The sequence below is a fragment of the Variovorax sp. FG153 genome (assembly GCF_057809595.1).
Genome location: NZ_JBMDKG010000044.1, coordinates 38,808 through 62,537 on the forward strand (window position 1 = coordinate 38,808; position 23,730 = coordinate 62,537).

General features: G+C 71.3%; 22 protein-coding genes. 9 read left to right on the top strand and 13 right to left on the bottom strand.

All coding sequences use genetic code 11. The features are described 5' to 3' along the window. Positions 1–3: 3 nt before the first annotated feature. Positions 4–915 (top strand): arginase, encoded by a 912-nt coding sequence (rocF, locus tag ACODT0_RS33105; RefSeq protein ID WP_261212427.1) that lies wholly within the window; start codon positions 4–6, stop codon positions 913–915. Here the strand turns inward: rocF and ACODT0_RS33110 are convergent. From ACODT0_RS33110 to ACODT0_RS33125, 4 genes are all read right to left on the bottom strand, one after another. Further along, positions 912–1,919 (bottom strand): FUSC family protein, encoded by a 1,008-nt coding sequence (locus ACODT0_RS33110; protein ID WP_489043197.1) that lies wholly within the window; start codon positions 1,917–1,919, stop codon positions 912–914. The two genes, rocF and ACODT0_RS33110, sit on opposite strands and share 4 nt — an antisense overlap. 3 nt (positions 1,920–1,922) lie before the next feature. Then, complete coding sequence (locus tag ACODT0_RS33115; RefSeq protein ID WP_057594019.1) at positions 1,923–2,609, bottom strand: DUF2242 domain-containing protein; 687 nt, start codon at positions 2,607–2,609, stop codon at positions 1,923–1,925. An 84-nt stretch (positions 2,610–2,693) separates the two neighbouring features. After that, positions 2,694–3,347 carry a nucleoside/nucleotide kinase family protein gene (locus tag ACODT0_RS33120; protein ID WP_489043198.1) on the bottom strand — a complete coding sequence of 218 codons (654 nt, stop codon included), beginning with the start codon at positions 3,345–3,347 and terminating at the stop codon, positions 2,694–2,696. 36 nt (positions 3,348–3,383) lie between these two features. Beyond that, positions 3,384–4,658, bottom strand: coding sequence for a Glu/Leu/Phe/Val family dehydrogenase (locus tag ACODT0_RS33125; protein ID WP_057594017.1), 1,275 nt, complete (start codon positions 4,656–4,658; stop codon positions 3,384–3,386). A gap of 290 nt (positions 4,659–4,948) precedes the next feature. Between ACODT0_RS33125 and ACODT0_RS33130 the strand changes: the two genes are divergently transcribed. Beyond that, entirely contained in the window at positions 4,949–5,419 is a 471-nt protein-coding gene (locus ACODT0_RS33130; RefSeq protein WP_422098340.1) for a hypothetical protein, read from the top strand. A gap of 28 nt (positions 5,420–5,447) precedes the next feature. Here the strand turns inward: ACODT0_RS33130 and ACODT0_RS33135 are convergent, their stop codons facing one another. After that, positions 5,448–8,423 carry an L-glutamate gamma-semialdehyde dehydrogenase gene (locus ACODT0_RS33135; protein ID WP_489043199.1) on the bottom strand — a complete coding sequence of 992 codons (2,976 nt, stop codon included), beginning with the start codon at positions 8,421–8,423 and terminating at the stop codon, positions 5,448–5,450. A gap of 111 nt (positions 8,424–8,534) precedes the next feature. Between ACODT0_RS33135 and ACODT0_RS33140 the strand changes: the two genes are divergently transcribed. Continuing rightward, positions 8,535–9,002: an Lrp/AsnC ligand binding domain-containing protein gene (locus ACODT0_RS33140; RefSeq protein WP_057594014.1), complete on the top strand. Its 468-nt coding sequence runs from the start codon at positions 8,535–8,537 to the stop codon at positions 9,000–9,002. Positions 9,003–9,012: 10 nt separating this feature from the next. Here the strand turns inward: ACODT0_RS33140 and ACODT0_RS33145 are convergent, their stop codons facing one another. Further along, positions 9,013–9,714, bottom strand: coding sequence for a YggS family pyridoxal phosphate-dependent enzyme (locus tag ACODT0_RS33145; RefSeq protein WP_057594013.1), 702 nt, complete (start codon positions 9,712–9,714; stop codon positions 9,013–9,015). A gap of 51 nt (positions 9,715–9,765) precedes the next feature. Between ACODT0_RS33145 and ACODT0_RS33150 the strand changes: the two genes are divergently transcribed. Together ACODT0_RS33150 and ACODT0_RS33155 are read left to right on the top strand one after the other, a co-directional pair. Beyond that, on the top strand, positions 9,766–10,809 hold the full coding sequence (locus ACODT0_RS33150; RefSeq protein WP_057594012.1) for a type IV pilus twitching motility protein PilT: 1,044 nt from the start codon (positions 9,766–9,768) through the stop codon (positions 10,807–10,809). 26 nt (positions 10,810–10,835) lie between these two features. Beyond that, entirely contained in the window at positions 10,836–11,972 is a 1,137-nt protein-coding gene (locus ACODT0_RS33155; RefSeq protein WP_057594011.1) for a PilT/PilU family type 4a pilus ATPase, read from the top strand. Between the two features lie 143 nt (positions 11,973–12,115). Here ACODT0_RS33155 and ACODT0_RS33160 read toward each other — a convergent pair whose 3' ends face one another. Together ACODT0_RS33160 and ACODT0_RS33165 are read right to left on the bottom strand one after the other, a co-directional pair. Next, positions 12,116–13,666, bottom strand: coding sequence for an MFS transporter (locus ACODT0_RS33160; RefSeq protein ID WP_057594010.1), 1,551 nt, complete (start codon positions 13,664–13,666; stop codon positions 12,116–12,118). After that, positions 13,663–14,148 carry a MerR family transcriptional regulator gene (locus ACODT0_RS33165; RefSeq protein ID WP_489043200.1) on the bottom strand — a complete coding sequence of 162 codons (486 nt, stop codon included), beginning with the start codon at positions 14,146–14,148 and terminating at the stop codon, positions 13,663–13,665. The genes ACODT0_RS33160 and ACODT0_RS33165 overlap by 4 nt, the downstream gene beginning before the upstream one ends. A gap of 103 nt (positions 14,149–14,251) precedes the next feature. On the opposite strand from ACODT0_RS33165, the gene ACODT0_RS33170 reads away from it, so the two are divergent. Continuing rightward, positions 14,252–15,160, top strand: coding sequence for an NAD(P)-dependent oxidoreductase (locus ACODT0_RS33170; RefSeq protein ID WP_489043201.1), 909 nt, complete (start codon positions 14,252–14,254; stop codon positions 15,158–15,160). Positions 15,161–15,232: 72 nt separating this feature from the next. On the opposite strand, the gene ACODT0_RS33175 is transcribed toward ACODT0_RS33170, so the two are convergent. The 4 genes from ACODT0_RS33175 to ACODT0_RS33190 form a co-directional block, all read right to left on the bottom strand. Beyond that, positions 15,233–16,018: a BON domain-containing protein gene (locus ACODT0_RS33175; RefSeq protein ID WP_261212414.1), complete on the bottom strand. Its 786-nt coding sequence runs from the start codon at positions 16,016–16,018 to the stop codon at positions 15,233–15,235. A 199-nt stretch (positions 16,019–16,217) separates the two neighbouring features. After that, positions 16,218–19,040 (bottom strand): CehA/McbA family metallohydrolase, encoded by a 2,823-nt coding sequence (locus ACODT0_RS33180; RefSeq protein WP_489043202.1) that lies wholly within the window; start codon positions 19,038–19,040, stop codon positions 16,218–16,220. 180 nt (positions 19,041–19,220) lie between these two features. Continuing rightward, on the bottom strand, positions 19,221–19,865 hold the full coding sequence (locus tag ACODT0_RS33185) for an SIS domain-containing protein (RefSeq protein WP_057594006.1): 645 nt from the start codon (positions 19,863–19,865) through the stop codon (positions 19,221–19,223). Between the two features lie 44 nt (positions 19,866–19,909). Next, positions 19,910–20,293 (bottom strand): YraN family protein, encoded by a 384-nt coding sequence (locus ACODT0_RS33190; protein ID WP_489043203.1) that lies wholly within the window; start codon positions 20,291–20,293, stop codon positions 19,910–19,912. 54 nt (positions 20,294–20,347) lie between these two features. Between ACODT0_RS33190 and rsmI the strand changes: the two genes are divergently transcribed. Then, positions 20,348–21,301, top strand: a complete 954-nt coding sequence (gene rsmI, locus ACODT0_RS33195; protein ID WP_489043204.1) for a 16S rRNA (cytidine(1402)-2'-O)-methyltransferase — start codon at positions 20,348–20,350, stop codon at positions 21,299–21,301. On the opposite strand, the gene ACODT0_RS33200 is transcribed toward rsmI, so the two are convergent. After that, the gene (locus ACODT0_RS33200; protein WP_057594003.1) at positions 21,298–22,080 is read right to left on the bottom strand and encodes an IclR family transcriptional regulator; all 783 of its coding nucleotides are present in this window, start codon (positions 22,078–22,080) and stop codon (positions 21,298–21,300) included. The genes rsmI and ACODT0_RS33200 overlap by 4 nt on opposite strands. Before the next feature lie 158 nt (positions 22,081–22,238). Between ACODT0_RS33200 and ACODT0_RS33205 the strand changes: the two genes are divergently transcribed. Both ACODT0_RS33205 and ACODT0_RS33210 read left to right on the top strand, forming a co-directional pair. Further along, positions 22,239–23,246, top strand: a complete 1,008-nt coding sequence (locus tag ACODT0_RS33205) for a TRAP transporter substrate-binding protein (protein ID WP_489043205.1) — start codon at positions 22,239–22,241, stop codon at positions 23,244–23,246. Between the two features lie 26 nt (positions 23,247–23,272). After that, the gene (locus ACODT0_RS33210) at positions 23,273–23,716 is read left to right on the top strand and encodes a type II 3-dehydroquinate dehydratase (protein WP_057594001.1); all 444 of its coding nucleotides are present in this window, start codon (positions 23,273–23,275) and stop codon (positions 23,714–23,716) included. Positions 23,717–23,730 lie beyond the last annotated feature (14 nt).

The following is a 23,730-nucleotide window of genomic DNA, read 5'->3' on the forward strand; positions in this document are numbered from 1 at the left end:
CGCATGAACCTCACCCTCGAACTGATCGGCGCTCCCACCGACGTCGGCGCCAGCGTGCGCGGCGCGGGCATGGGCCCCGACGCACTGCGCGTGGCGGGGCTGGCGGAGGCGCTGGTGCGCCAGGGCTTCGCGCTGGTCGACCGCGGCAACCTCGCGGGCCCGGCCACGCCCTGGGCGCCGCCGGCCAACGGGCTGCGCCATCTCGACGAGGTGATCGCCTGGAACCGCGCCGTGTACGCGGCGGTCGACGAGGTGCTGGGCGCGGGCCACGTGCCGCTGATGCTGGGCGGCGACCACTGCCTGGCGATCGGCTCGATCAGCGCGGTGGCCTGGCATGCGCGCAAGCGCGGCCGCAAGCTGCGCGTGCTGTGGCTCGACGCGCACTCCGACGTCAACACCGAGACCACCAGCCCCAGCGGCAACCTGCACGGCATGCCGGTGTCGTGCCTGCTGGGCCACGGGCCCGCGGTGCTGACCGGCTGGAGCGGCGAACGCGCGGCGCTGCCGCCCGAGGCGATCCGCTTCATCGGCATCCGCAGCGTCGATGCCGACGAGAAGGAGGCCATCCGCACGCTGGGCCTCCACGTGTTCGACATGCGCCACATCGACGAGCACGGCATGCGCACCACCATGACCGAGGCGCTGCAGGACGTGGACGAGGACACGCACCTGCACGTGAGCTTCGACCTCGACTGCCTCGACCCCAACATCGCGCCCGGCGTGGGCACCGGCGTGCGCGGCGGGCCGACCTACCGCGAGATGCAGCTGTGCATGGAGATGATCGCCGACACCGGCCGGCTCGGCTCGGTCGACGTGGTCGAACTCAATCCCGCGCTCGACGTGCGCAACCAGACGGCCGAGATCGCGGTGGAGCTGATCGAGAGCCTGTTCGGGAAGTCGACGCTGGTGCGTTAGGCCGCGGCGCGCGTGGCCTGCAGCGCGCGCAGGTCCTCGAGCAGCAGCGCGAGCGGCGCCGCCAGCAGCGGCCGGGCCGCTTCGTCGCGCGACGCATGGCGTGCCGCGAACCGCTCGAGCACCGACAGGTCGGGCGCCATGCCCTTGCCCTCGAGCGCATCCGCCAGCGCGGCGAGCGCGCCGGCCGAGGCGCGCGCGGCCTTCGCAATCTCTTCGTTCGATGCCGGCTGCTGCTGCCCGATGGCACGGCCGAGCAGCGCCACGTCCTGCATCAGCCGCGCCATGGTGCGCGCGCGCTGCCGGTGCGCGTCCTTCGGCGCACCGACCGTGCGATGGCGCCAGGGCCAGCGCGATTCGAGGTCGGCGCCGCCCGCCAGCACCGTGAGCCGCGCGAGCGCGGCGCGGGCGCGCTCGCCGTCGCCCTCGGCCGCGTCGCCCGCGGCCAGCGCCAGCAGCCGCTTCGCCATGCCGCGCAGCAGCGCCGCGCAGCCCGCGTCGAAGCGCGCGCCGGCCCGGTACTCGGCCGTCACCAGCGCCATCGCGAGCGCCACGCCCACGCCGATGCCCATCTGCGCCATGCGCAGCAGCGCCACCTGCAGTGCCGAATGGCCCGGCAGGCTGCCGGCCGAGAGAATGATCAGCGCCGCCACCGGCGCGCTGCGCAGCCCCGGCACGGCCGCGCCGACGAAGGCCAGCAGCAGCACGATCGCGAGCGCGTCGGCCTGCATCGGCACGCCATGATGCGCGAGCCACACGCCCGCGAGCCCGGCCAGCGCGCCCGCGAAGGTGCCGCGCACGCGGTCCCAGCCGGCCTCGAGCGTGGAGCCGGCGCTCGGCCGCATCACGATCAGCACGCTCATCACGGCCCAGAAGCTCTCGGGCAGCCCCACCAGGCGCGACACGCCCCAGGCGATGGCGACCGCCGCCGCGAGCTGCGCGCCCGCCCGCCAGCGGCCGGGCTCGCGCAGGAAGGCCAGGCGGTCCGTGAACGAGAGGGTGGCCATGGGTCAGCCGCGGTTGGGCGACGAGGGCACCGGAAAGGTGGTGGCCGGGCCCGGGGTAGCGGCGGGTGCCGGCGGCGCGGGTTCGGGCAGGTCCTCGGGCTCTTCCGCGCCCGGCTCCTGGCCTTCGAGGAAGCGGTCGAGCAGCGCGAAGAAGCGGTCGTAGAAGCGCTCGTCGGTCAGCGTCTGGCTGGCCACCTTGACCATCGCGTCGTCGCTGCCCGTCAGCGGCAGCGACAGCGAGCCGAAGGCGCCCACGCCCAGGCTCGCCGAGTTGTTGACCTTCTTGAGGCCGTAGCGGTCCTGCAGCGCGGTCGCGAAGGCCACCGTGCTCTTCGGCCTGGCGCCCTTGCCGCCCCGGCCGCCCTCGGCCGCGCAGACCACGCGGAACTCGACCTCCACATGCACCTCGGCCGCGGGCTGGAAGCTCTTGCGGGCCGTCACCAGGTCGGCATTGGCGGCCGTGACCATGTAGCCCTGGCTCAGCAGCGCGCGGCGCGCGGCCTCGCAGGTCTGGGCCTCGGTGGCCTCGTAGCTGCGCGTGTGGGTGGTGGTGGAGTCGAACTCCTCGGTGTCGTAGGAGACGCGGCGCGAGCCGCCGCTGCCGCAGCCCGCGAGCACCAGTGCCGACAGCAGCGCCAGGACGAGGACGGAAGGACGGGGGCGAAGGGAGATCGAAGGCAGGGTCGGCATGGCGTGGCGGATGCTAACCGGCGGGCTGCCGGCCCGGCTTCGAGCGCGATGAGCAGCCGCGCGTTCCCGGGGATCAGCCAGCGGTCAGGAAAGCACGACGACGTGGTGCGCCCGCGCGCGCGTGGCCGCGATCAGCCGCGCGTTCGGCGCATCGGTCTGCGCCACCCACGCGCGCGCCGCCTCGGCGCTGCGGCCGAACTGCTCGTGCCGGCGCACCAGCCGCGCCTCGCGCAGCGCATCGTCGATGTCCACGTACCAGACCTCGTCGAGCAGTGCGGCCGCGCCGGCCCAGGGCCCGCCCTCGTGCAGCAGGTAGTTGCCCTCGGTGATCACGAGCTGCGTCTCGGGCAGCACCGCGATCGCGCCCGCCACCGGCTCCTCGATCTCGCGCCGGAACTCGGGCGCATAGACGATGTCGCCACCGGGCCGCTGCGCGCGCAGCCGCTGCAGCAGCGCCACGTAGCCGGCGCTGTCGAAGGTGTCGGGCGCGCCCTTGCGGTCGGCGCGGCCGAGCCGGCGCAGCTCGACGTTGGCGAGGTGGAAGCCGTCCATCGGCACCACCTGCGCGCGCCCGGCGCCGAGCGCGTCGCGCAGCAGCGCCGCGAGCGTGGACTTGCCGGCACCGGGGGCGCCGACCAGGCCGAGCAGCTTGCGCTGGCCGCCGGCCGTGAGGGACCGCAGACGCGCGAGGCTGTCGGCGGGAAGCGAGAGAGGAGACTGCGGGGGAGAAATGCTCATCCCCCGAGCGTAGCCGCGCGCGCCGTCAAAAAAACATCAGGGGTACAGACCGCGCTCCTGCCGCGCCATCAGGATCCGCTCGCAAGCCACCGCGTAGGTCGCGGTGCGCAAGGTGATCTTGTGCTTGTCGGCCGTGTCCCAGATCTGGTTGAGGGCGTTCATCATGATGCGATCGAGGCGCACGTTGATCTCGTCCTCGTCCCAGAAGAAGGACGAGAAGTCCTGCACCCATTCGAAGTAGCTGACGGTCACGCCGCCGGCATTGCAGATCACGTCGGGCACCACCAGCACGCCGCGCTCGGCGAGGATGTCGTCGGCCTGCGGCACGGTGGGGCCGTTGGCGCCCTCGAGCACCAGCTTGGCGGTGGTCTTCTTCGCGCGCTCGGCCGTGATCTGGCCTTCGAGCGCGGCGGGGATCAGGATGTCGCAGCCGACGCTCCAGAAGTCCTCGTTCGGCACGATGTCGCCGCCGGCCTTGAAGCCGACCACGCCGTCGGTGCGCGAGATCGGCACCAGCTTCGCGAGGTCGAGACCCTTGTCGTTGACGATGGTGCCGGTGTGGTCCTGCACCGCGACGATCTTCGCGCCGGCCTCGGCGAACAGTTCGGCCGCGACCGAGCCCACGTTGCCGAAGCCCTGCACCGCGATGCGCGCGCCGCGCAGGTCGAGGCCGAGGCGGCGCGCGGCTTCGCGGCCGGTGACGAACACGCCGCGGCCGGTGGCCTTGACGCGGCCCAGCGAACCGCCCAGGTGCAGCGGCTTGCCGGTGACCACGCCGGTGGCGGTGCCGCCGACGTTCATCGAGTACGTGTCCATCATCCACGCCATGATCTGGCCGTTGGTGTTGACGTCGGGCGCGGGGATGTCGGTGTGCGGGCCGATGATGATGCCGATCTCGCTGGTGTAGCGGCGCGTGATCTTCTCGAGCTCGTTCTGCGACAGCTTCTTCGGATCGACGCGGATGCCGCCCTTGGCGCCGCCGTACGGCAGGTTGACGGCGGCCGTCTTGATGGTCATCCAGGCCGACAGGGCCATCACTTCCTCGAGCGTGACGTCGGGGTGGAAGCGCACGCCGCCCTTGCCCGGGCCGCGGCTCATGTTGTGCTGCACGCGGTAGCCCTCGAAGTGGGCGATGGTGCCGTCGTCCATCTCGATCGGCACGTCGACGATCAGCGCGCGCTTGGGACGCTTGAGGGTTTCGACCCAGCGGGCGAGCGGGCCCAGGTAGGGCACCACGCGATCGACCTGCGACAGGTAGGTGCCCCAGGGGCTGTTGGCCGTCGGCGCGACGAAGGAGAGTTTTTCGCTCATGAGAGTCCCTTGGTTGGAATGATGGGCGAACGATAGTCCCGTCCCGCGCGCCGCGCCATGGCTTATGCATGCCGCGACGGGCGGTTATGCAAGAGTCGCTTGACGCCCCCGCGCAGGGCTTTCCTGCTGCGGTGCGGCAGATGACGAAATCGTCATCAACGGGTTATCGATCGCCGGTTTGCGTTCCCTAGAGTCGGTGGCAAGGAAAGACGAAGACCACGCGGCCCACCGGCCCGCTTCGCTCCCACCGGGTTCAACCACCACGTCCCACCACTGAAAGGAACGACGACATGAAGACTTCGCAACACCGCACCGCCCGCACCACCCGCCTGCTGGGCACCGCCGCCTTCGCCGCGCTGCTGGCCGCCGCCGCCGCGCCGAGCTTCGCGGGCAACTACGCCGAGGGCGATCCGCGCCCCGCATCGTTCAGCTCGTCGACGACGCGCGAAGCCGTGACGGCCGAAGCGCGCCAATGGCTCAAGACCGCGCCCACGCAGGGCTACACCGACGGCACGCCGCAGCAGCAGGTGGCCACGGTGTCGGCCAACAGCCGCGCCGCGGTGGCCGCCGACACGCGGCTGTGGATGCAGTCGGGCCTGGCCGCGAAGCAGTCGGGCGAAGCGGGTGCCGACCCGACCCGCGCGGGCTATCGCCAGGCGCAGGCCGAATACACGCGGCTGCGCGCCAGCCCGGCCTACGGCGCGCTGATCGAGCAGCTCGATCGCCAGGCCGCCGCGCACGGCCAGAGCACGGTGCGCTGAGGTCGCGCGGTGGCGTGGCGCGACGGCGCTACGCCACCGTGCTCAGCAGGGCCGCATTGCCGCCCGCGGCCGCCGTGTTGACCGTCACGGTCTGCTCGGCGCAGAAGCGCGGCAGGTAGTTCGGCCCGCCCGCCTTGGGCCCGGTGCCGCTGAGCCCTTCGCCGCCGAAGGGCTGCACGCCGACCACCGCGCCGATGATGTTGCGGTTGACGTAGACATTGCCCACGTGGGCGCGCACGGCCAGCGCCTGGGCGCGCGAATCGATGCGCGTCTGGATGCCGAGCGTGAGGCCATAGCCGAGCGCGTTGATACGCTCGATCACCTCGGCCGGATCGCTCAGCGCGCCCGAGCCCCAGCGCACGATCTGCAGCACGGGGCCGAAGATCTCGCTGCGCACGTCCTCGATGGCCCCCACTTCATAGGCCGCCGGCGCGATCAGGGTGGACGATGCATCGTCAGTCGCAGCGGGCGCCAGCACGCGCTTTCCTTCGCGGTCCAGCCGCGCCAGATGGCGGCGGATGTTGTCGGCCGCCTCGCGGTCGATCACCGGGCCGACATCGGTCGCGAGCAGCGCGGGGTCGCCGGCCGACAGCTCGGCCGCCGCGCCGCGGATCATCTCGATCGTGCCGTCGGCGATGCCCTCGTGCAGCACCAGGAGCCGCAGCGCCGAGCAGCGCTGGCCGGCCGAGCGAAAGGCGCTCTGCACGACGGCATCGGCCACCTGCTCGGGCAGCGCGCTCGAGTCGACCAGCATCGCGTTGATGCCGCCGGTCTCGGCGATCAGCGGGACGATCGGACCGTCCTTGCCCGCCAGCGCGCGATGGATGATCTTCGCCACCTGCGTCGAGCCGGTGAACACCACGCCGGCCACGCCGGGCGCGGCCACCAGCGCGGCACCCACGGTCTCGCCGGGGCCGTGCAGCAGCTGCAGCGCGTCGGCCGGAATGCCCGCCGCATGCAGCAGCGCGACCGCTTCGCGCGCGATGGCCGGCGTCTGCTCGGCGGGCTTGGCGAGCACGGTGTTGCCGGTCGCGAGCGCGGCCGCGACCTGGCCCGTGAAGATGGCCAGCGGGAAGTTCCACGGGCTGATGCAGACCCAGGGTCCGCGCGCGGTGAGCCGCAGCTCGTTGCGCTCGCCGGTCGGGCCGGGCAGCAGCACGGGCTGCATCAGGCGCTCGGCCTCGTCGGCGTAGTAGCGCAGGAAGTCGATCGCCTCGCGCACCTCCGACACCGCGTCGCCCCAGGTCTTGAAGGCCTCCTTGACGAGCAGCGCGCACAGACGCGGCAGTTGCGCCTGGAAGGCATCGGCCGCGCGGCGCAGCGCGACGGCGCGCGTTGCCACCGGCGTGTTGCGCCAGGCGCGGAAGGCCGTCGCGCTCGCGGCCACGGCGCGCGCGGCGCTCGCGGGATCGGCCTCGGGCACGACCGGCACCGCGGTCGCGGCCAGCGCCGCGAACAGCGGCGCGCGCATGGCGTCGACCGTGAGGTCGAGCCCGTCGCTGTTGCGCCGCGCGGGCGCCGGGCCGTAGAGCAGCGGCGGCAGCGGCAGTTGCGGGCTCTCGCGCTCCAGCCACAGCGGCGAGACCAGCAGCGTGGCGATGGGCACGCCGGGGTCGCCGAGCTGGTTGACGAAGGAGGAGTTGGCGCCGTTCTCGAGCAGGCGGCGCACCAGGTAGGCCAGCAGGTCCTTGTGGCGGCCGACCGGCGCATACACGCGCACCGAGGCGCCGGTGTGCTTCATGACCTCGCGGTAGACGCCCTCGCCCATGCCGTGCAGCCGCTGCAGTTCGAACGGCGCGCCCTGGCGCTGCGCCATCTGCAGGATGGCCGCGATGGTGCCCGCGTTGTGGGTGGCGAACTGCGGATAGATCGCGTCGGGCGCGGCCAGCAGCGCCCGGGCGCAGGCCAGGTAGCTGACGTCGCTGTGGTGCTTGTGGGTGAACACGGGGTAGTGCGGCAGGCCGAGTTCCTGCGCGCGCTTGATCTCGGCATCCCAGTAGGCGCCCTTGACCAGCCGGCACATCAGCCGCAGGCCGTAGCGGCGCGCGATCGCGGTCACGTGCTCGATCAGCTCGAGCGCGCGCGTCTGGTAGGCCTGCAGCGCGAGGCCGAAGCCACGCCATTGCGGATGCTCGGCGGCGACACGGGCCGCGAGCGCGTCGAACACGTCGAGCGAGAGCTCGAGCCGGTCGACCTCCTCGGCATCGATGGTGAGGTTGAGGTTGGCCGCGGCCGCGCACTCGCACAGCAGCCACACGCGCGGCACCAGCTCGCGCAGCACGCGCTCGCGCTGCGCGTCCTCGTAGCGCGGATGCAGCGCGCTGAGCTTGATCGAGATGCCGTCGTTGCGCTCGGGCGCGGCGGTGGGATCGGCGCCCTGGGCGATCGCGGCGATGGCGCGGGTGTAGCTCTCGAGGTAGCGCAGGGCGTCCTCGTCGGTGCGCGCGCCCTCGCCGAGCATGTCGTAGCTGAAGCACAGGGCGGACTGCTTGCGGTGCGCGGCACGGGCCTCGTCCATCGCCTCGGCGATGGTCTGGCCCAGCACGAACTGCCGGCCCAGCAGTTGCACCGCGCGCAGCGTGGCGGCGACCACGGTGCGCGCGCCGAGCCGGGCCATCAGGCCCGGCGGATGGTCGGCCTCGGGCAGGAAGCGCTTGGACATCGCGATCGCGGCCGACGACAGGCGCGACAGCGTGGAATCGGCCGCGCCCTCGAAATCGGCGCGGCCGAGCTGGTCGGCCGTGAGCGCGATGGCGGTCTCGGCATCGGGCACGCGCAGCAGCGCCTCGGCCAGCCGCATCAGCGCGAGGCCTTCGGCGCTCGAGATCGGGTATTCGCGCAGCAGGCTCTCCATGGCCCAGAACGGCGGCGGATGGTCGCGCACCGCCTGCACCCAGGGCGTGGCGACGGTCGAGGCCGCGGTCCAGTCGAGCGCACCCTCGAGCAGGGCGAGTCGATGGGCGACGACCTCGGTCTCGGGTCGGTAGGGGTCGGGCAGGCGCATGTCTTCTCCTTGGTTGGATTGGCTATGGTCCATGCCTCGATGGCGAATCTTTCACCAAAATTCGATGGTATTTCCGGATAATTCACCAGATCCCCTGCCATCCCACATTCCATGACCGACCTGGACCGCGTCGATCTCCGGCTGCTGAAGATTCTTCAGGAAGACGGCCGCATCACCAACCTCAAGCTGGCCGAGGCGGTGGCGCTGTCGCCGACGGCGGTGCTCGCGCGCGTGCAGCGGCTCACGCGCGAGGGCTTCATCCAGGGCTACGAGGCGCGGCTCGACGCCGAGCGGCTGGGTCGCGGCTTCACGGTCTTCGTCGAGGTGCTGCTGGACCGCACCACGCCCAACGTGTTCGACCAGTTCAAGGCCGCGGTGCAGGTGCGCGAGGAGATCGTCGAATGCCACATGGTGGCCGGCGGCTTCGACTACCTGCTCAAGACGCGCATGGCCGACATGGCGGCCTACCGCGACTTCGCGGGCACGGTGCTGTGGCAGTTGCCGGGCGTGCGCGAAACGCGCACCTACGCGGTGATGGAGGAAGTGAAGAGCAGCGCGCGGATCCCGCTCGGGATCTGAGCGCGGCCGCTCAGGCCGCCTTCTTCGGCCGGCCGCCGAAGATCGCCGTGCCGATGCGCACCATCGTGCTGCCCGCGCTGACCGCCGCCTCGAGGTCGGCGCTCATGCCCAGCGACAGGGTGTCGAGCGCGATGCCCGCGTCGCGGATCTGGTCGAACAGCGCGGTCGCGCGCAGGAACAGCGCGCGCTGGGCCTCGAAATCGGGCGCCGGCTCGGGGATCGCCATGAGCCCGCGCAGCACCAGCTGTGGCAACGCCGCCACAGCGCGCGCCAGCGGCAGCGCCTCCTCGGGCGTCACGCCGGACTTGTTGGCGCCGCCGTCCACGTTGACCTGCAGGCAGACCTGCAGCGGCGGCAGGTGGGCCGGGCGCTGGGCCGAGAGACGCTCGGCGATCTTGAGCCGGTCGACGCTGTGCACCCAGTCGAACTGCTCGGCCACGGGCCGCGTCTTGTTGCTCTGCAGGGGGCCGATGCAGTGCCACTCGAGGTCCGCGCGCAGGTCGGCCAGCGCGGCGATCTTGTCCAGGCCTTCCTGCACGTAGTTCTCGCCGAAGGCCGCCTGGCCGGCGGCATGCGCCTCGCGCACCGCCTCGGGCCCGAAGGTCTTCGATACCGCCAGCAGCCGCACCGCGCCGGGCGCGCGGCCGGCGTCGGCGCAGGCCGTCGCGATCCGCTGCCGCACATGCTGGAGGTCGTCGCCAATCATCGTCATAATCGTCCAAATTCGTATCAAAACGTCACCGAAACCCGTTCGAGGAGCCCCGTGGACATCACCCAACTGCTCGCGTTCAGCGTCAAGAACAAGGCCTCCGACCTGCACCTGTCGGCCGGCCTGCCGCCGATGATCCGCGTTCACGGCGATGTGCGCCGCATCAATGTCGATGCGCTGGACCACAAGGCGGTGCACGCCATGGTCTACGACATCATGAGCGACACCCACCGCAAGCACTACGAGGAGTTCCTGGAAGTCGACTTCTCGTTCGAGATCGACGGCCTGGCGCGCTTCCGCGTCAACGCCTTCAACCAGGCGCGCGGGGCGGCCGCGGTGTTCCGGACCATCCCCTCGAAGATCCTCACGCTCGAGCAGCTGAATGCGCCGAAGATTTTCGGCGAACTCGCGCTCAAGCCGCGCGGCCTGGTGCTGGTGACCGGCCCCACGGGCTCGGGCAAGTCGACCACGCTGGCCGCGATGATCAACTACCTCAACGAGAACGAGTACGGCCACATCCTCACGGTGGAAGACCCGATCGAGTTCGTGCACGAGTCGAAGAAGTGCCTAATCAACCAGCGCGAGGTCGGGCCGATGACGCTGTCGTTCTCGAACGCGCTGCGCTCGGCGCTGCGCGAGGACCCCGACGCCATCCTGGTCGGCGAAATGCGCGACCTCGAGACCATCCGCCTCGCGATGACCGCGGCCGAGACCGGCCACCTGGTGTTCGGCACGCTGCACACCTCGTCGGCCGCCAAGACCATCGACCGGATCATCGACGTGTTCCCGGGCGAGGAGAAGGAGATGGTCCGCGCGATGCTGTCGGAGTCGCTGCAGGCGGTGATCTCGCAGACCCTGTGCAAGACCAAGGACGGGATGGGCCGCGTGGCGGCGCACGAGATCATGCTGGGCACGCCGGCCATCCGCAACCTGATCCGCGAGGCCAAGGTGGCGCAGATGTACTCCACCATCCAGACCGGCCAGGGCCAGGGCATGCAGACGCTGGACCAGAACCTCACGGACCTGGTGCGGCGCAATACGATCTCCGCCGCGGAAGCCCGCAGCAAAGCGAAGATCCCCGAAAACTTCCCCGGCTGACCCCCCAGCCCTCCGGAGCCCCCATCATGGAACGCGATCAAGCCAGCCAGTTCATCAACGACCTGCTCAAGCTCATGGTGAGCCGCAACGGCAGCGACCTGTTCATCACGGCCGACTTCCCGCCCGCGATCAAGGTCGACGGCAAGGTCACCAAGGTCTCGCAGCAGGCGCTGGGCGCGCAGCACACGCTGGCGCTCACGCGCTCGGTGATGAACGACCGCCAGACGGCCGAGTTCGAGCGCACCAAGGAGTGCAACTTCGCGATCTCGCCGACCGGCATCGGCCGCTTCCGCGTCAACGCCTTCGTGCAGCAGGGCAAGGTCGGCATGGTGCTGCGGACCATCCCGGCCAAGCTGCCGACCATCGACGACCTAGGCATGCCGCAGGTGCTCAAGGACGTGTCGATGACCAAGCGCGGCCTGTGCATCCTGGTGGGCGCCACCGGCTCGGGCAAGTCGACCACGCTGGCCGCGATGATCGACTGGCGCAACGAGAACTCCTTCGGCCACATCGTCACGGTGGAGGACCCGGTGGAGTTCGTGCACCCGCACAAGAACTGCGTGGTGACGCAGCGCGAGGTGGGCATCGACACCGACAGCTGGGAGGCGGCGCTCAAGAACACGCTGCGCCAGGCGCCCGACGTCATCCTGATGGGCGAGATCCGCGACCGCGAGACCATGGAGCACGCGGTGGCCTTCGCCGAGACCGGCCACCTCTGCATGGCCACGCTGCACGCCAACAGCGCCAACCAGGCACTCGACCGGATCATCAACTTCTTCCCCGAGGAACGCCGCGCCCAGCTCCTGATGGACCTGTCGCTGAACCTGCGCTCGCTGGTCTCGCAGCGCCTGGTGCCGACCGAGGACGGCCTGGGCCGCGTGGCGGCGGTCGAGATCCTGCTGAACACGCCGCTGATCTCCGACCTGATCTTCAAGGGCGAGGTCGGCGAGATCAAGGAGATCATGAAGAAGAGCCGCAACCTCGGCATGCAGACCTTCGACCAGGCGCTGTTCGACCTGTTCGAGGGCCACGCGATCAGCTTCGAGGATGCGCTGCGCAACGCCGACTCGGCCAACGACCTGCGGCTGCAGATCAAGCTCAACAGCCAGCGCGCGCGCAGCACCGACCTGGCCGCGGGCACGGAGCACTTCGCGATCGTCTGAATTCGGGATCGGACAGCCGAACGCACGAGAAGGACAAAGCGCGCAGAAGTCGCAAAAGGAGAACCAAAAATTCTGGCTGTTCCTTCTGCGACTTCTGCGTAACCTTCGCGCCCTCTGCGTCCGGCTGTCCGCTTCCGCTTCGGTCAGTCGATCTGCCGCTGCCAGGCGGCGAACACGCCCGCCGCGAGCGCGACCACCGCGATCGCCGTGAAGCCGTCGAGCGAGGCCATGAAGGTGGCCTGCTGCTCGAGCGTGCGCCACAGGGTGCCGAGCGCCATCGCATGCGCCTCGCCGGCCGCATGGCCGAGCGCCGCGAAATTCCGCGTCAGCCCCTCGAGCGCCTGCATGAAGCCCGCGTTGCCGGCGTTGGCCGATTCGGCGAGCCGGGTCTCGTGCAGCGCGAGCCGGTGCTGCTGCAGCGCGATCACGCTCGAGGTGGCGAAGGAGATCGCGAGCTGCCGCACCAGGTTCTTGAGCCGGTAGCCGTGCGCGAAGTCCTCGGCCGCGAAGGGCCGGAAGGTGAGGTTCGCGACCGGCAGCACCACGAACAGCATCAGCAGGCCGCGCAGCAGCAGCGGGCCGACCAGCGCCTCGCGCCCCGACTGCGGCGTGACGCGCGCGAGCCAGGCGGACGCCAGCGCGGCGATCGCGAAGCCCGCGACGATCAGCCACTTCTTGCGCGCGAGGCGCGCCGAGTAGCGCAGGTAGACGAACACCAGCAGCCCGGTGGCGAGCGACATCGCGCCCGTGAAGTAACCGGTGTTGCCCACGCTGAAGCCGAGCCCGCCCTCCATCAGCCGCGGCAGCAGGTAGCTGAAGCCGGTCGACAGGTAGTAATAGACGACGTAGAGCGCGAGCCCGACGCGAAAGCCCGGCTGCCGCAGCGCATGCAGCCGCACCAGCGGCGCGGGATGGTGCCACTGGTGCCAGCCGAACCAGGCGAGCCCCGCGAGGCCGGCCAGCGCCAACCCCACGAGCGCGGGCGAACCGGTGAACAGCTCGAAGTGGGTGCGCGTGAGCACCACCTGCAGCGCCGCCTGCGCCAGCGCGAACACCAGGTAGGGCGCATGGTGCGGCGCGGTGCGCTCGTGCGGCTCCACGTCGCCGAGGTCGGGCAGCGCCCACAGCACCAGCAGGCCGATCAGCACCGCCGCCGGCACGGTGCAGCCGAACAGCCAGCGCCAGTCGAAGTTCGAGACCATGAAGGCACCCGCCACCGGCGCCAGCGCGCCGCCGAAGACGATCAGCACCATGAAGGCCTTGAGCGCCCTGGCGCGGCGCTCGGCCGGCATGCCGATCTGGATCAGGATGCGGCAGGCGCCGAGCATAGGCCCCACGAAGTAGCCCTGCGCGCCACGCGCCAGCGCGAGCTGGGTGGAACTGTCGGACCAGGCGGCGCCGAGGCCGCCCGCGGCGAAGGCGAACATGCACAGCGCGAGGTAGCGGCGGTAGCCGAGCCGCTCGATCCATGCATGCTGCTGCAGGATGCCGAGCACCGCGCCCAGCGCGTAGGCGCTCGAGGCCCACACCAGTTCGTCGGGCGAGGCGTTGACGCCGCCCGCGATGTAGCTGGCGAAGAACGCGAACAGCGCGTTGTCGAAGTAGTCGACCGCCGTGACCAGCCCGATCGCCCAGGGCATCCACGCCATGGCCGAGAGGCCGTGCGGTTGCCGGGCGAGGGCCGGTGCGTTCATGACGCCGGGCGCTCCGCGCGCCGCTGCGCGAGGGCCTCCTCCACCGGTTCGCCGGCCAGCCGGCGTTCGACGTAGTCGAGGTCGCGGCGCAGCTGGGCCTGGAGGGCCGCGGCTTCCTTGAGCTCGCGGCGCACCTGGGCCACGCGCGCATCGAGCGTGGCGAGCTGCGCGCCCAGCGTCTCGCGCAGCGACTTGAGCGAGGCATTCGACAGCCGCGGCCGGCCGCCCTCGGCCGGCGCCTCCATCGGCTGGCGCAGCATCTCGGTGATGGTGGTGAGCGAGAAGCCCAGCGAGCGCATGCGCAGCACGCGCGCCAGCCGCTCGAGGTCGGCCGGTTCGTAGAGCCGGTAGCGGCCCTCGCTGCGCACCGGCACCACGATGCCCAGTTCCTCGTAGTACTTGAGCGTGCGCGGCGTCACGCCGAGCTGCGCCGCGGCATCGCGAACGGTGAGGGACTTGGGCGGGGTGGCCGGGGAGGTCATGGGGCGATTCTACTCCAACGTGTACGTTCACGTACAGGTTTGGGCCGGCACGGCCATGTCCCCCGAGTGCAGGCTGTCGCCGAATGGCTTTAAGCTCGGGTCCATGAGCAGCATCAACCCCCGCACCTACGAATCCGTTCCCGCGCAGACCGTCGCCTTCCTGGGCCTCGGCGTCATGGGCGGGCCGATGGCCGGCCACCTGGCCAAGGCCGGCCACGGCGTCACGGTCTACAACCGCACCGAGGCCAAGGCCCGGGCCTGGGTCGACGAATTCGGCGCCCCCGGCCGCCATGCCGCCACGCCGCGCGAAGCGGTGGCCGGCGCCAGCATCGTGTTCTGCTGCGTCGGCAACGACGACGACCTGCGCTCGGTGGTGCTCGGCGACGACGGCGCCTTCGCCGGCATGGCCAAGGGCGCGGTCTTCGTCGACCACACGACCGCCTCGGCCGACGTGGCGCGCGAGCTCTCCAAGGCCGCGCTCGAACGCGGCCTGCAGTTCATCGACGCGCCGGTGTCGGGCGGACAGGCCGGCGCCCAGAACGGCGCGCTCACCGTGATGTGCGGCGGCGACGCGGCCGCCTTCGATCGCATCAAGCCGGTGGCCGCGGCCTTCGCGCGCGCGGTCACGCTGCTCGGCGAGAGCGGCGCGGGCCAGCTCGCGAAGATGGTCAACCAGATCGCGATCGCGGGCCTGGTGCAGGGCCTGTCGGAGGCCATTGCCTTCGGCCAGCGCGCGGGGCTCGACATGCGGGCGGTGCTCGAGGTCATCGGCAAGGGTGCCGCCCAGAGCTGGCAGATGGACAACCGCGGCAAGACCATGATCGAGGGCAAGTTCGACTTCGGCTTCGCGGTCGACTGGATGCGCAAGGACCTGGGCCTGGTGCTCGACGAGGCCAAGCGCAACGGCGCGCGCGTGCCCGTGACCGCGCTGGTCGACCAGTTCTATGCCGACGTGCAGCAGTCGGGCGGCCAGCGCTGGGACACCTCGAGCCTGATCACGCGGCTGAAGTAGCAAGCCCCTGGCTCACCCGGAAACGAACAAGGCCCCGTCGAGGGGCCTTGTTCGTTGGTGGGCGGAAAGACTTCAGCGGATCGGGCTGGTCGTCACGCCACCGGCCGGCGCGGGCGCCGGTGCCGGCAGCGGCTCCATCGGCGGCAGCGGCACGCGCGACGAGGTGCCGGGCTGCGGCTGCGAAGCCGGCGCCACGGGCGCGGGCGCGGACACGCCGGTGCCGCCGCGCTGCGCGCCGCTCAGGTCGGCCTCGCTCACCACCTCGACCACGCGCACCACCTTCTGCACGCCGGTCACGCTGCGCACCACCTCGGTCGCGCGGTCGGTCTCGCGGCGCGTGGCGATGCCCATCAGGTAGACCGTACCGCGCTCGGTCACGACCTTGAAGGAGTTGGCGAAGATGTCCTTGGCATCGAGCAGCGAGGCCTTGACCTTGCCGGTGATGTAGAGGTCGTTGGAGCGGTCCTGGAAGGTGCTGGGCGCGCCCAGCGTGATTTCGTTGACCACCGAGCGCACGTTGTCGGCGCCGCGCACCACCTCCTCGACGCGGCGGCGGTCGGCCTCGTTGCCCACCGCGCCGGTCAGCAGCACCTGGCGGTTGTAGCTGGTCACGCTGACGTACATCTGGTCGTTGGCGATGTCGCGCACGCGGGCCGCGGCGCGCAGTTCGATGCCCTGATCGTCGAGCTGCGCACCCGAGCTGCGGCGGTCGGTCGCCACCATGCCCACGCCCACCGCCGCCGCGCCGCCGACCACCAGCGGCACGCAGGCCGAGAGGCCCGCGACCAATGCCGCACCCGAGGCGAGTGCGAATACGAGGCGGTGCATGGCGCGAGGCGTCGAGGCGGTCTTCTGCATGTGTGATTTCCCTGGAATGGAGGTGCGAGACGGGCGCTGCCGCGAGGCCCTGGCCCGGGTTCGCGGCGAGTTTAGCCCAGCGGATTTGCCGCTCCGTTACGGCTTGTTGGTAGAAATGAAGACGGCCGCGGAGTTCCCGAGGGAACGCCGCGGCCCGCGCCGGATGCGGCCGCCGCCGCTTCTTCAGTTCGTCTTCAGCTCACGGCTTCGCGAGCGACAGCAGGAACACCTGCTGCGTCGGATCGCGCTGCAGCCGCTGCGCGTTGCGCGTGCTGGCGAACGCCACCTGCCCGCCCGCGGTCACGGGCCAGGTGTTGTTGCCGCGGGCCATCAGCAGGGTGCCGGGCTCCCAGCCGCTGTCGGGGCGGAACACCGCGGTCATCACGCGCCAGCGCCAGTCGGCCGAGCGCGAGTCGTACCAGACCGCGCGCACCGCACCGTCGGCATCGACGCCCAGGCGCGGCCGCTCGCTCATGGTCTTGTCGTCGGCGCCGACCACCACCGGCGCCGCGAAGGACCTGCCGCCGTCGCCCGAGACCGCGGCGCGCACCGAGAGGTTGCGCCCGCTCGCGGCGAGCTCCTTGCTCTCCCAGACCGCGACCAGCTCGCCCTTGGCGCCGAACGCGATCTGCGGATGGCGATCGGCGCGGTCCGAGGTGCCGATCTCGGCCGGCTTCGCGGCCCAGGCGCCACCGGCTTCGCGCACCAGCACCTGCACCTGCCAGTCGTCGGGCGTGGTGCCCTCGCCGTAGCTCGCGGCGCCGGTCCACAGCGGATCCTTGTCGCTGCGGTCGTCCTGCCAGGCCACGGCGACGCGGCCGTCGGCCGCCACCGCCACCGAGGGCAGCACCGAGGCCGGATAACGCGGGGTGCGCGTGTCGCTGGCGATGCCCGGATCGGTCACCTTGCCGGCGGCCGACAGGTTGCGCGGCTGGACATCGGTGCCGATCTCCTGCGCCAGGATGTCGAAGGCCTGATGGGCCGCGATCTCCTGCCATGCGAGCACGGGCTTGCCGCCGGCCGACAGCGCGATCGCCGGATGCTCGGCGCGTCCCTCGACCGCGCGCACGGTCACGGTGGCGTCCCAGTTGGCGCCGCCGTCGGCCGAATGCCGCAGCTTGATCTCGGGCCGGTGCGGCACCTGCACCGCGTCCTCCTCCCAGGCCACCCAGACCTCGTTGCCGCGCGCGGCCACGCGCGGAAAGCGCGCCTGGCCCTGGCCGCTGAGCGTGCGGCCCGCGTCGCGCCACACGCCCTTGGCGTCGCGCTGGCGATAGACCACGGTGCTGCTCGAGGCGCCATGCAGCTCGGCCACGAAGTGCAGCGCGCCGTCGGCGACCGCGATGTCGGGGAAGCCCGCGAAGCCGCCGCGCGCACCCGCCACGCGCAGCGCGCCGTCCTCGGTGCCGGCATCGGCGGGAATCGGCGTCGCGGGCTTGGCCTCGACCGGCGCGGGCGAGACGAAGATCGGCGACACGGTGGCCTTGACCTCGTCGACCGACACCGGCGCCCAGGGCTGCGGCGTGCTCATGCCGCGCACCTCGGCGCGGTACCAGTCGGGCTTGTCGCCGGCAGCGATGTCGACGATGAAGCTCTCGGCATCGGTCTTGGGCTTGAAGCTCTTGAGCGGGCCGGCGCTCTTGCCGGGCGCGCGGTAGACGAACACGTCCAGGCCCGCGGCGCGGCGCACGTCGATGCGCAGGTGGCCGGCGGTGCCGGTCGGCACGAACACCTCGTCGCCGCCGATCGCGGTGTAGCCGCCGCCGCGCAGGTCGGTGGCGATCGAGACGAAGGGACCGTTCGGGTCGTACGAGAGGCTGGTGTGGCCGCGCTGCAGCGCCTGCACGATGGCACGCTCGTTGTAGGCCCTGGACAGCAGCTGCGTGGCCGGCATGCCGGGGTTCGAGATCGGATAGACCGTGCCCTCGCCGTCCCACAGCTCGCGCATGTGGCTGTCGCTCGCGCCCGCGATGCCGAAGCGGAAGCCCGCGTTCCACAGCTTCTCGGCATAGGCGTCGGCCAGCACGGTCTCGGGGCTCGGCGTGCCGTTCCAGGTCTCGACCAGGTCCACGCCCTGCACGTTGGCATAGGCATTGAACGAGCCGTCGGCATTGGTCTCGCCGTCGTTGGGATGCGCCACGGTCCAGTTCGCGCCCTGGCTGTGCGCGTCCCAGATCGACTGCTGCAGGTGCGTGAAGGGCTGGCGGTCGGCGCGCGCGGCGCCCTGCACGATCGAATCGACGCCGCCCTGCACCGTGGCGTGCGGGCTGCCGTTGGCTTCCTCGCCGCGCACCAGCAGCAGCGAGGGCGACTCCCAGTTCCAGTCGTAGTGCTGGTCGTAGGTGCGGTGGTCGGTCAGCGGCATGAACTCCAGGCCCATGCGCGTGCCCTGCCCGATCTGGTCGGCGATGCCGGTGTTGCCCGGACCCTTGTCGTCGTTGAGCTGGCGCGCCGCGCTGCCGTCGGACGAGTGGTCGTCGTGCACGTGCGTGTCGCCCTTGAGCCAGGTGCCGGCGGGGATCGACGGCGCGGCTTGCGTGAACTTCGCGGCGATGCGCTGCGCGGCCTTCACGGTCACGACGCAGCGCGTGTCGCCGCCCTCGCACGAGGTGCCCTGCCAACCCGCGAACACGAAGCCGTGCGCGGGCGTGGCGTTGAGCGTGACGGTGCTGCCTTCGGCGTAGTCGGCGCTGGCGCCGGTGCAGCTGCCGGGGCCGCAGGCCAGCCTGGCGTCGAGCGATTCGACGTCGCCGCTGCCCTCGACCGCGAGCGACAACGCGAAGCTCGCGGGCTGCGTGCCGCCGTCCTGGCCGTTGTCGCCTTGCGCGGGACCGCCGCCCGAGGGCGGCGCGAAGCCGAAGAAGCCGCCGCCACCACCGCTGCCGCCGCCGCAGGCACTCAGTGCCAGCACGCAGACGGCGCTCAGGGTGGCCAGCGCGGCGCGTGGCGTGCGGCGCGTGGAAGGGGCCGATGACAGCCTACCGCGGACCGCGGGCAGGGAGGGAAAGTTCGGGAGTTTCATGGGGGGCGGCGCGCCGGAGAGTTGAGGAGCGAGCGCGCTCGGCCGCGATGCTAGGAAGCCGTCATGTCAAACACATGAACTTTGCTCAACACATTTATGAAATCATTCTGAGAAAAACTCAGGCCCCGGCGCAGCAAAACGCATACCCCCGCGCGCCGGGGAGCGTCATGCGTGAAGGGTTCAGCTCGACGGCGACAGCACGTCGCTGTCGGGATCGCCGAGCAGCTGCGCGTCCACGCCGTCGCACAGGCAATGCAGCGCGAGCAGGTGGATCTCGTGGATGCGCGCGCCGCGCTCGTGCGGCACGCTGATCTGCACGTCGGTCTCGCGCAGCGCGCGGCCGATCACGCCGCCCGTGCCCGGCGCGGCCGAGGCGCCCGCGTTGGCATTGCCGAGCAGCGCCACCACGGTCATGTCGCGCTCGTGCGCCGCGTGCACCGCCGCGAGCACCGGGGCCGACTGGCCGCTGACGCTGAGCGCGAGCAGCACGTCGCCGGCCTGGCCGAGCGCGCGCACCTGGCGCGCGAAGCGGTCGCCGTCGACGGCATTCGCGCCGTCGGCCGCGGGATCGGTGCTGTCGCCGGGCAGCGCGATGGCCGCGAGCTCGGGCCGCTCGCGCTCGAAGCGGCCGACGAACTGCGACGCGAACTGCGTGGCCAGCAGGCCCGACACGCCCGACCCGCAGGCCAGCACCTTGCCGCCGCTGGTCACGCACGCCAGGATCGCCTGCATCGCCTGCGAAATGGGTTTGCTCAGAATCGGGCCGGCCTGGTACTTGAGGTCGGCGCTGTCGATGAAGTGCTGCTGAATCCGTTGCTCGAGCATGGGGCGGGATGATAACTGCGGGCATCGCGGCCGAGCCGCGCCGCTCAGTCCGCGTCGAAGGCCGCGCGCAGCCAGGTGATGCGTTCCTCGACCAGCACCACGTCGAAACGGCACGGCGGCGGCTCGCGCAGACGCGCGAGATAGTGGCGTGCCGCGAACACGATGCGCCGCTGCTTGGCCGCGGTGATGCTGCCGGCCGCGCCGCCATGGCCGCCCGAGCTGCGCTGGCGCACCTCGACGAACACCAGCGTGCGGTCGCGCGGATCGCGCATGATCAGGTCGATCTCGCCGCCGCCGCGGCCCGGCGTCCGATAATTGCGCGCGACCAGCCGCAGCCCCGCGCGTTCCAGGTACGCCAATGCGGCGTCCTCGGCCGCGTCGCCGCGGCCCTTGGTCGTGACGGCCGATGCCGTCGTCGTGGTCTTCATGACCGCTCCCTGTTCCCGTTTGTTCTTGTGTCGACGTCCCTCGGAGAAAAGCGCTTGGCCTCACTCGCACCCGCCTCTTTCGGTGCCGCCCTCGGGGCCGCGCGCGACGCCGCCGGTGCGCAGCATTATCCGCAGGGCACCCTCTACGTGGTCGCCACGCCGATCGGCAACCTGGCCGACATCACGCTGCGCGCGCTGCACGTGCTGCAACTGGTCGACGCCATCGCCTGCGAGGACACGCGCCACACGCAGAGCCTGCTGCGTGCCTACGGCATCGACCGCCCCGGCGCGCAATTGCTCGCGCTGCACCAGCACAACGAGGCCGAGGCCGCGCAGGCCGTGGTCGCGCGGCTCGCGCAGGGCGAGCGCATCGCCTACGTCAGCGACGCCGGCACGCCGGGCGTGAGCGACCCCGGCGCGCGGCTGGTGGCCGCGGTGCATGCCGCCGGCCTGCGCGCGCTGCCGCTGCCGGGCGCGAGCAGCGTCACCACGCTGGTCGGCGCGGCCGGGCTGGTCTCCGATGGCAGTGGCGACAGCGCGAGCAGCGCCTTCGTGTTCGCGGGCTTCCTGCCTAGCAAGGCCGGCGAGCGCGACAGCGCCGTGCAGGCGCTCGCGCGCGAGCCGCGCGCCGTGGTGCTGCTCGAGGCCCCGCACCGCATCGAGCCGCTCGCGCGCGCGCTGGCCGTGCTCGGCGAGCGCCGCGTCACCGTGGGCCGCGAGCTCACCAAGCAGTTCGAGGAGATCGCGACGCTGGCGGCCAGCGCCCTGCCCGGCTGGTTCGCGGCCGAGCGCGACCGCACGCGCGGCGAGTTCGCGCTGGTGCTGCATCCGGTGGCGGTGGCGGCCGACGACGGCGCCGAGGGCGAGCGCGTGCTGCGCCTGCTGCTGGCCGAGCTGCCGGTGAAGACCGCCGTGAAGCTCGCGGCCGAGATCACGGGCGCGCCGCGCAACACGCTCTACGACATGGCGCTGCGCATCCGCAACGCAGCGGACGAAGACGCCGACTAAGCGCGCTTCTTGAACAGCGCCGAGGCCCCGCTCGCCGTGGCCACCTCGGCCGCCGCCTGCATCAGCGTGGGCCCGAGCGTCTCCATGCGCTGCGCCGTCAGCCGCACCGCGGGGCCGGCGATGGTGATGACGCCGATCGCCGGGCCGGACGGACCGAAGACCGGTGCCGCCATCGCGGTCATGCCCGGTGCGAACACCTCGTTGATCAGGCTGAAGCCGCGCTGGCGCGCCGCCTTCACGTAGACCATCACGGCCTTGAGCGTGGTCGGCGCCTTGGGACCGAAGTCCTCGGGCTTGCCCAGGCCCTTCTTCGCGACCAGCGCCATCGCGTCGTCCTCGGGCAGGGTCGAGAGCCAGGCATGGCCGGCCGCGCTGCACGACAGCGCCACCGACAGGCCCATGTCCGGGTCGTAGCGCAGGCCGTGGGTCGCGCCCTGGGCCTTGGCCACGAAGGTGAGTTCGTCGCCGTCGACCACCGCGAGGCGCACCAGCTCGCCGGTGGCCTTGGCGAGCTGGTCGAGCAGCGGCTGCGCGACGTCGACCACGCCCGAGTTGCTGAGGAACGAGAGGCCGATCGACACCAGCTTGATGGTCAGCACGTAGTGGCCGTCGCGCTGCTCCTGCCGCACGTAGCCGTAGCGGATCAGTTCCGTCAGCAGGCGGTGCGAGGCGCTCAGCGGGATCTGCAGATCGCCCGCCAGCAGGGACAGGGGCACGCCCTCGGGATGGGACGCCAGATATTCCAGCACCCTGAAGCTGCGTCCCAGCATTTCGCTCATGTCAGTACTCCCGGTTCATGTCGCGGACCGATGCGACAGGCGAACTCTAGCAGAACAAGGGAAGGGATTTCCATAGTGGAAAGATTTTCCGATTCAGCACAGAATCCGCTCCATCGCTTCGGCCCTGCCGACTTCCGTCCCCTCCCTGGAGCCCTTCCGTGAAACTTCTCCGCACCTTCGCCCTCGCCAGCCTCTGCATCGGCCTCGCCGCGCCCGCCCTGGCGCAGCAGGAACGCACCATCCGCTTCGGCCACCTCAACAACACCGACCATCCGGTGAGCCTGGGCGTGAAGCGCTTCGCCGAGCTGCTCGCGGCCAAGAGCGGCGGCAAGATGAAGGTGCAGGAGTACCCGGCCAATCAGCTCGGCAACGAGATGCAGCAGCAGTCGGCGCTGCAGGGCGGCGTGCAGCAGATGTCGGCGCCCGCGACCACCTCGCTCGCGGGCATCGTCAAGGAGTTCGGCCTGGTCGACTTCCCGTTCGCGGTCGCCAGCTTCGAGCAGGCCGACCAGCTGCTCGACGGGCCGCTGGGCCAGGCGCTGATCGCCAAGCTGCCCGAGAAGGGCCTGGTGGCGCTCGGCTACTGGGACCTGGGCTTTCGCAACGTGACCAACAGCAAGCACCCGATCGCCAGGGCCGAGGACCTGCAGGGCCTGAAGATCCGCGTGATCCCGAACCCGGTGTTCCTCGACACCTTCAAGGCCTTCAAGGCCAACCCGGTGCCGATGCCCTTCGCCGAGCTCTACGGCGCGCTCGAGTCGAAGGCGGTCGACGGCCAGGAGAACCCGTTCGCCGTGATCCTGTCGAACAAGTTCTACGAGGTGCAGAAGTTCGTGAGCGCGACCAACCACGTGTACGCGGCCAACATCGTGCTCGTGAGCAAGAAGTTCTGGGACCAGCTCTCGCCCACCGAGCAGAAGTGGATGCGCGAGGCCGCCGACGAGGCGCGCGGCTACCAGCGCCAGGCCAGCCGCGCCGCGGCGCAGAAGGCCGTGGGCGAGCTGCAGGCCAAGGGCGCGCAGTTCAACGAGGTGGCGCCGAAGGAGCAGGTGCGCATGCGCGAAATCGCGCAGCCGGTGATCGACAAGTTCGCGGCCCAGTACGACCCCGCCATCGTCAAGCTCTACAACGACGAGCTCGCGCGCATCCGCGGCGGCAAGCAGTGAGTGCAAGGGAACCGCGAGCATCCATCATGAAGTTCCTCGTCCTGCACGGCCCCAACCTCAATCTCTTCGGCCGCCGCGAGCCGCACATCTACGGCCGCACCACCCTGGCGGAGATCGACGCGCGCATCGACAAGCTCGCGCGCGAGCTCGACATCACGGTGGCGACGATCCAGTCCAACCACGAAGGCGCGCTGGTCGACTTCCTGCACCAGCACATCGACGAGGCGCAGGGCGCGCTGGTCAATCCCGCGGGCCTCACGCAGCACGGCGTGCCGCTGCACGACGCGATCAAGGCCATGCCGTTCCCGACCATCGAGGTCCACATGTCGAACATCGCGGCGCGCGAGGCCTGGCGCGCGCACTCGATCATCTCGCCGGCCGTGCGCGGCACGGTGCAGGGGCTCGGTCCGCAGTCCTACCTCGCGGCGCTGCGCGCGCTGGTCGAGATCGTGCGCGACGCCAGGCAGTGAGCCCGCGCGTGCGC

Bases quoted from the DNA above. Each gene is read 5' to 3' on its own strand.
- ACODT0_RS33130 (WP_422098340.1), top strand. From the start codon at position 4,949: ATGAAGACTTCGCAACACCGCACCGCCCGCACCACCCGCCTGCTGGGC.
- ACODT0_RS33140 (WP_057594014.1), top strand. From the start codon at position 8,535: ATGACCGACCTGGACCGCGTCGATCTCCGGCTGCTGAAGATTCTTCAG.
- rocF (WP_261212427.1), top strand. From the start codon at position 4: ATGAACCTCACCCTCGAACTGATCGGCGCTCCCACCGACGTCGGCGCC.
- ACODT0_RS33110 (WP_489043197.1), bottom strand. From the start codon at position 1,919: ATGGCCACCCTCTCGTTCACGGACCGCCTGGCCTTCCTGCGCGAGCCC.
- ACODT0_RS33135 (WP_489043199.1), bottom strand. From the start codon at position 8,423: ATGCGCCTGCCCGACCCCTACCGACCCGAGACCGAGGTCGTCGCCCAT.
- ACODT0_RS33120 (WP_489043198.1), bottom strand. From the start codon at position 3,347: ATGAGCATTTCTCCCCCGCAGTCTCCTCTCTCGCTTCCCGCCGACAGC.
- ACODT0_RS33170 (WP_489043201.1), top strand. From the start codon at position 14,252: ATGAGCAGCATCAACCCCCGCACCTACGAATCCGTTCCCGCGCAGACC.
- ACODT0_RS33200 (WP_057594003.1), bottom strand. From the start codon at position 22,080: ATGAGCGAAATGCTGGGACGCAGCTTCAGGGTGCTGGAATATCTGGCG.
- ACODT0_RS33185 (WP_057594006.1), bottom strand. From the start codon at position 19,865: ATGCTCGAGCAACGGATTCAGCAGCACTTCATCGACAGCGCCGACCTC.
- ACODT0_RS33190 (WP_489043203.1), bottom strand. From the start codon at position 20,293: ATGAAGACCACGACGACGGCATCGGCCGTCACGACCAAGGGCCGCGGC.
- ACODT0_RS33155 (WP_057594011.1), top strand. From the start codon at position 10,836: ATGGAACGCGATCAAGCCAGCCAGTTCATCAACGACCTGCTCAAGCTC.
- ACODT0_RS33125 (WP_057594017.1), bottom strand. From the start codon at position 4,658: ATGAGCGAAAAACTCTCCTTCGTCGCGCCGACGGCCAACAGCCCCTGG.
- ACODT0_RS33175 (WP_261212414.1), bottom strand. From the start codon at position 16,018: ATGCAGAAGACCGCCTCGACGCCTCGCGCCATGCACCGCCTCGTATTC.
- ACODT0_RS33210 (WP_057594001.1), top strand. From the start codon at position 23,273: ATGAAGTTCCTCGTCCTGCACGGCCCCAACCTCAATCTCTTCGGCCGC.
- ACODT0_RS33115 (WP_057594019.1), bottom strand. From the start codon at position 2,609: ATGCCGACCCTGCCTTCGATCTCCCTTCGCCCCCGTCCTTCCGTCCTC.
- ACODT0_RS33160 (WP_057594010.1), bottom strand. From the start codon at position 13,666: ATGAACGCACCGGCCCTCGCCCGGCAACCGCACGGCCTCTCGGCCATG.
- ACODT0_RS33180 (WP_489043202.1), bottom strand. From the start codon at position 19,040: ATGAAACTCCCGAACTTTCCCTCCCTGCCCGCGGTCCGCGGTAGGCTG.
- ACODT0_RS33145 (WP_057594013.1), bottom strand. From the start codon at position 9,714: ATGACGATGATTGGCGACGACCTCCAGCATGTGCGGCAGCGGATCGCG.
- ACODT0_RS33165 (WP_489043200.1), bottom strand. From the start codon at position 14,148: ATGACCTCCCCGGCCACCCCGCCCAAGTCCCTCACCGTTCGCGATGCC.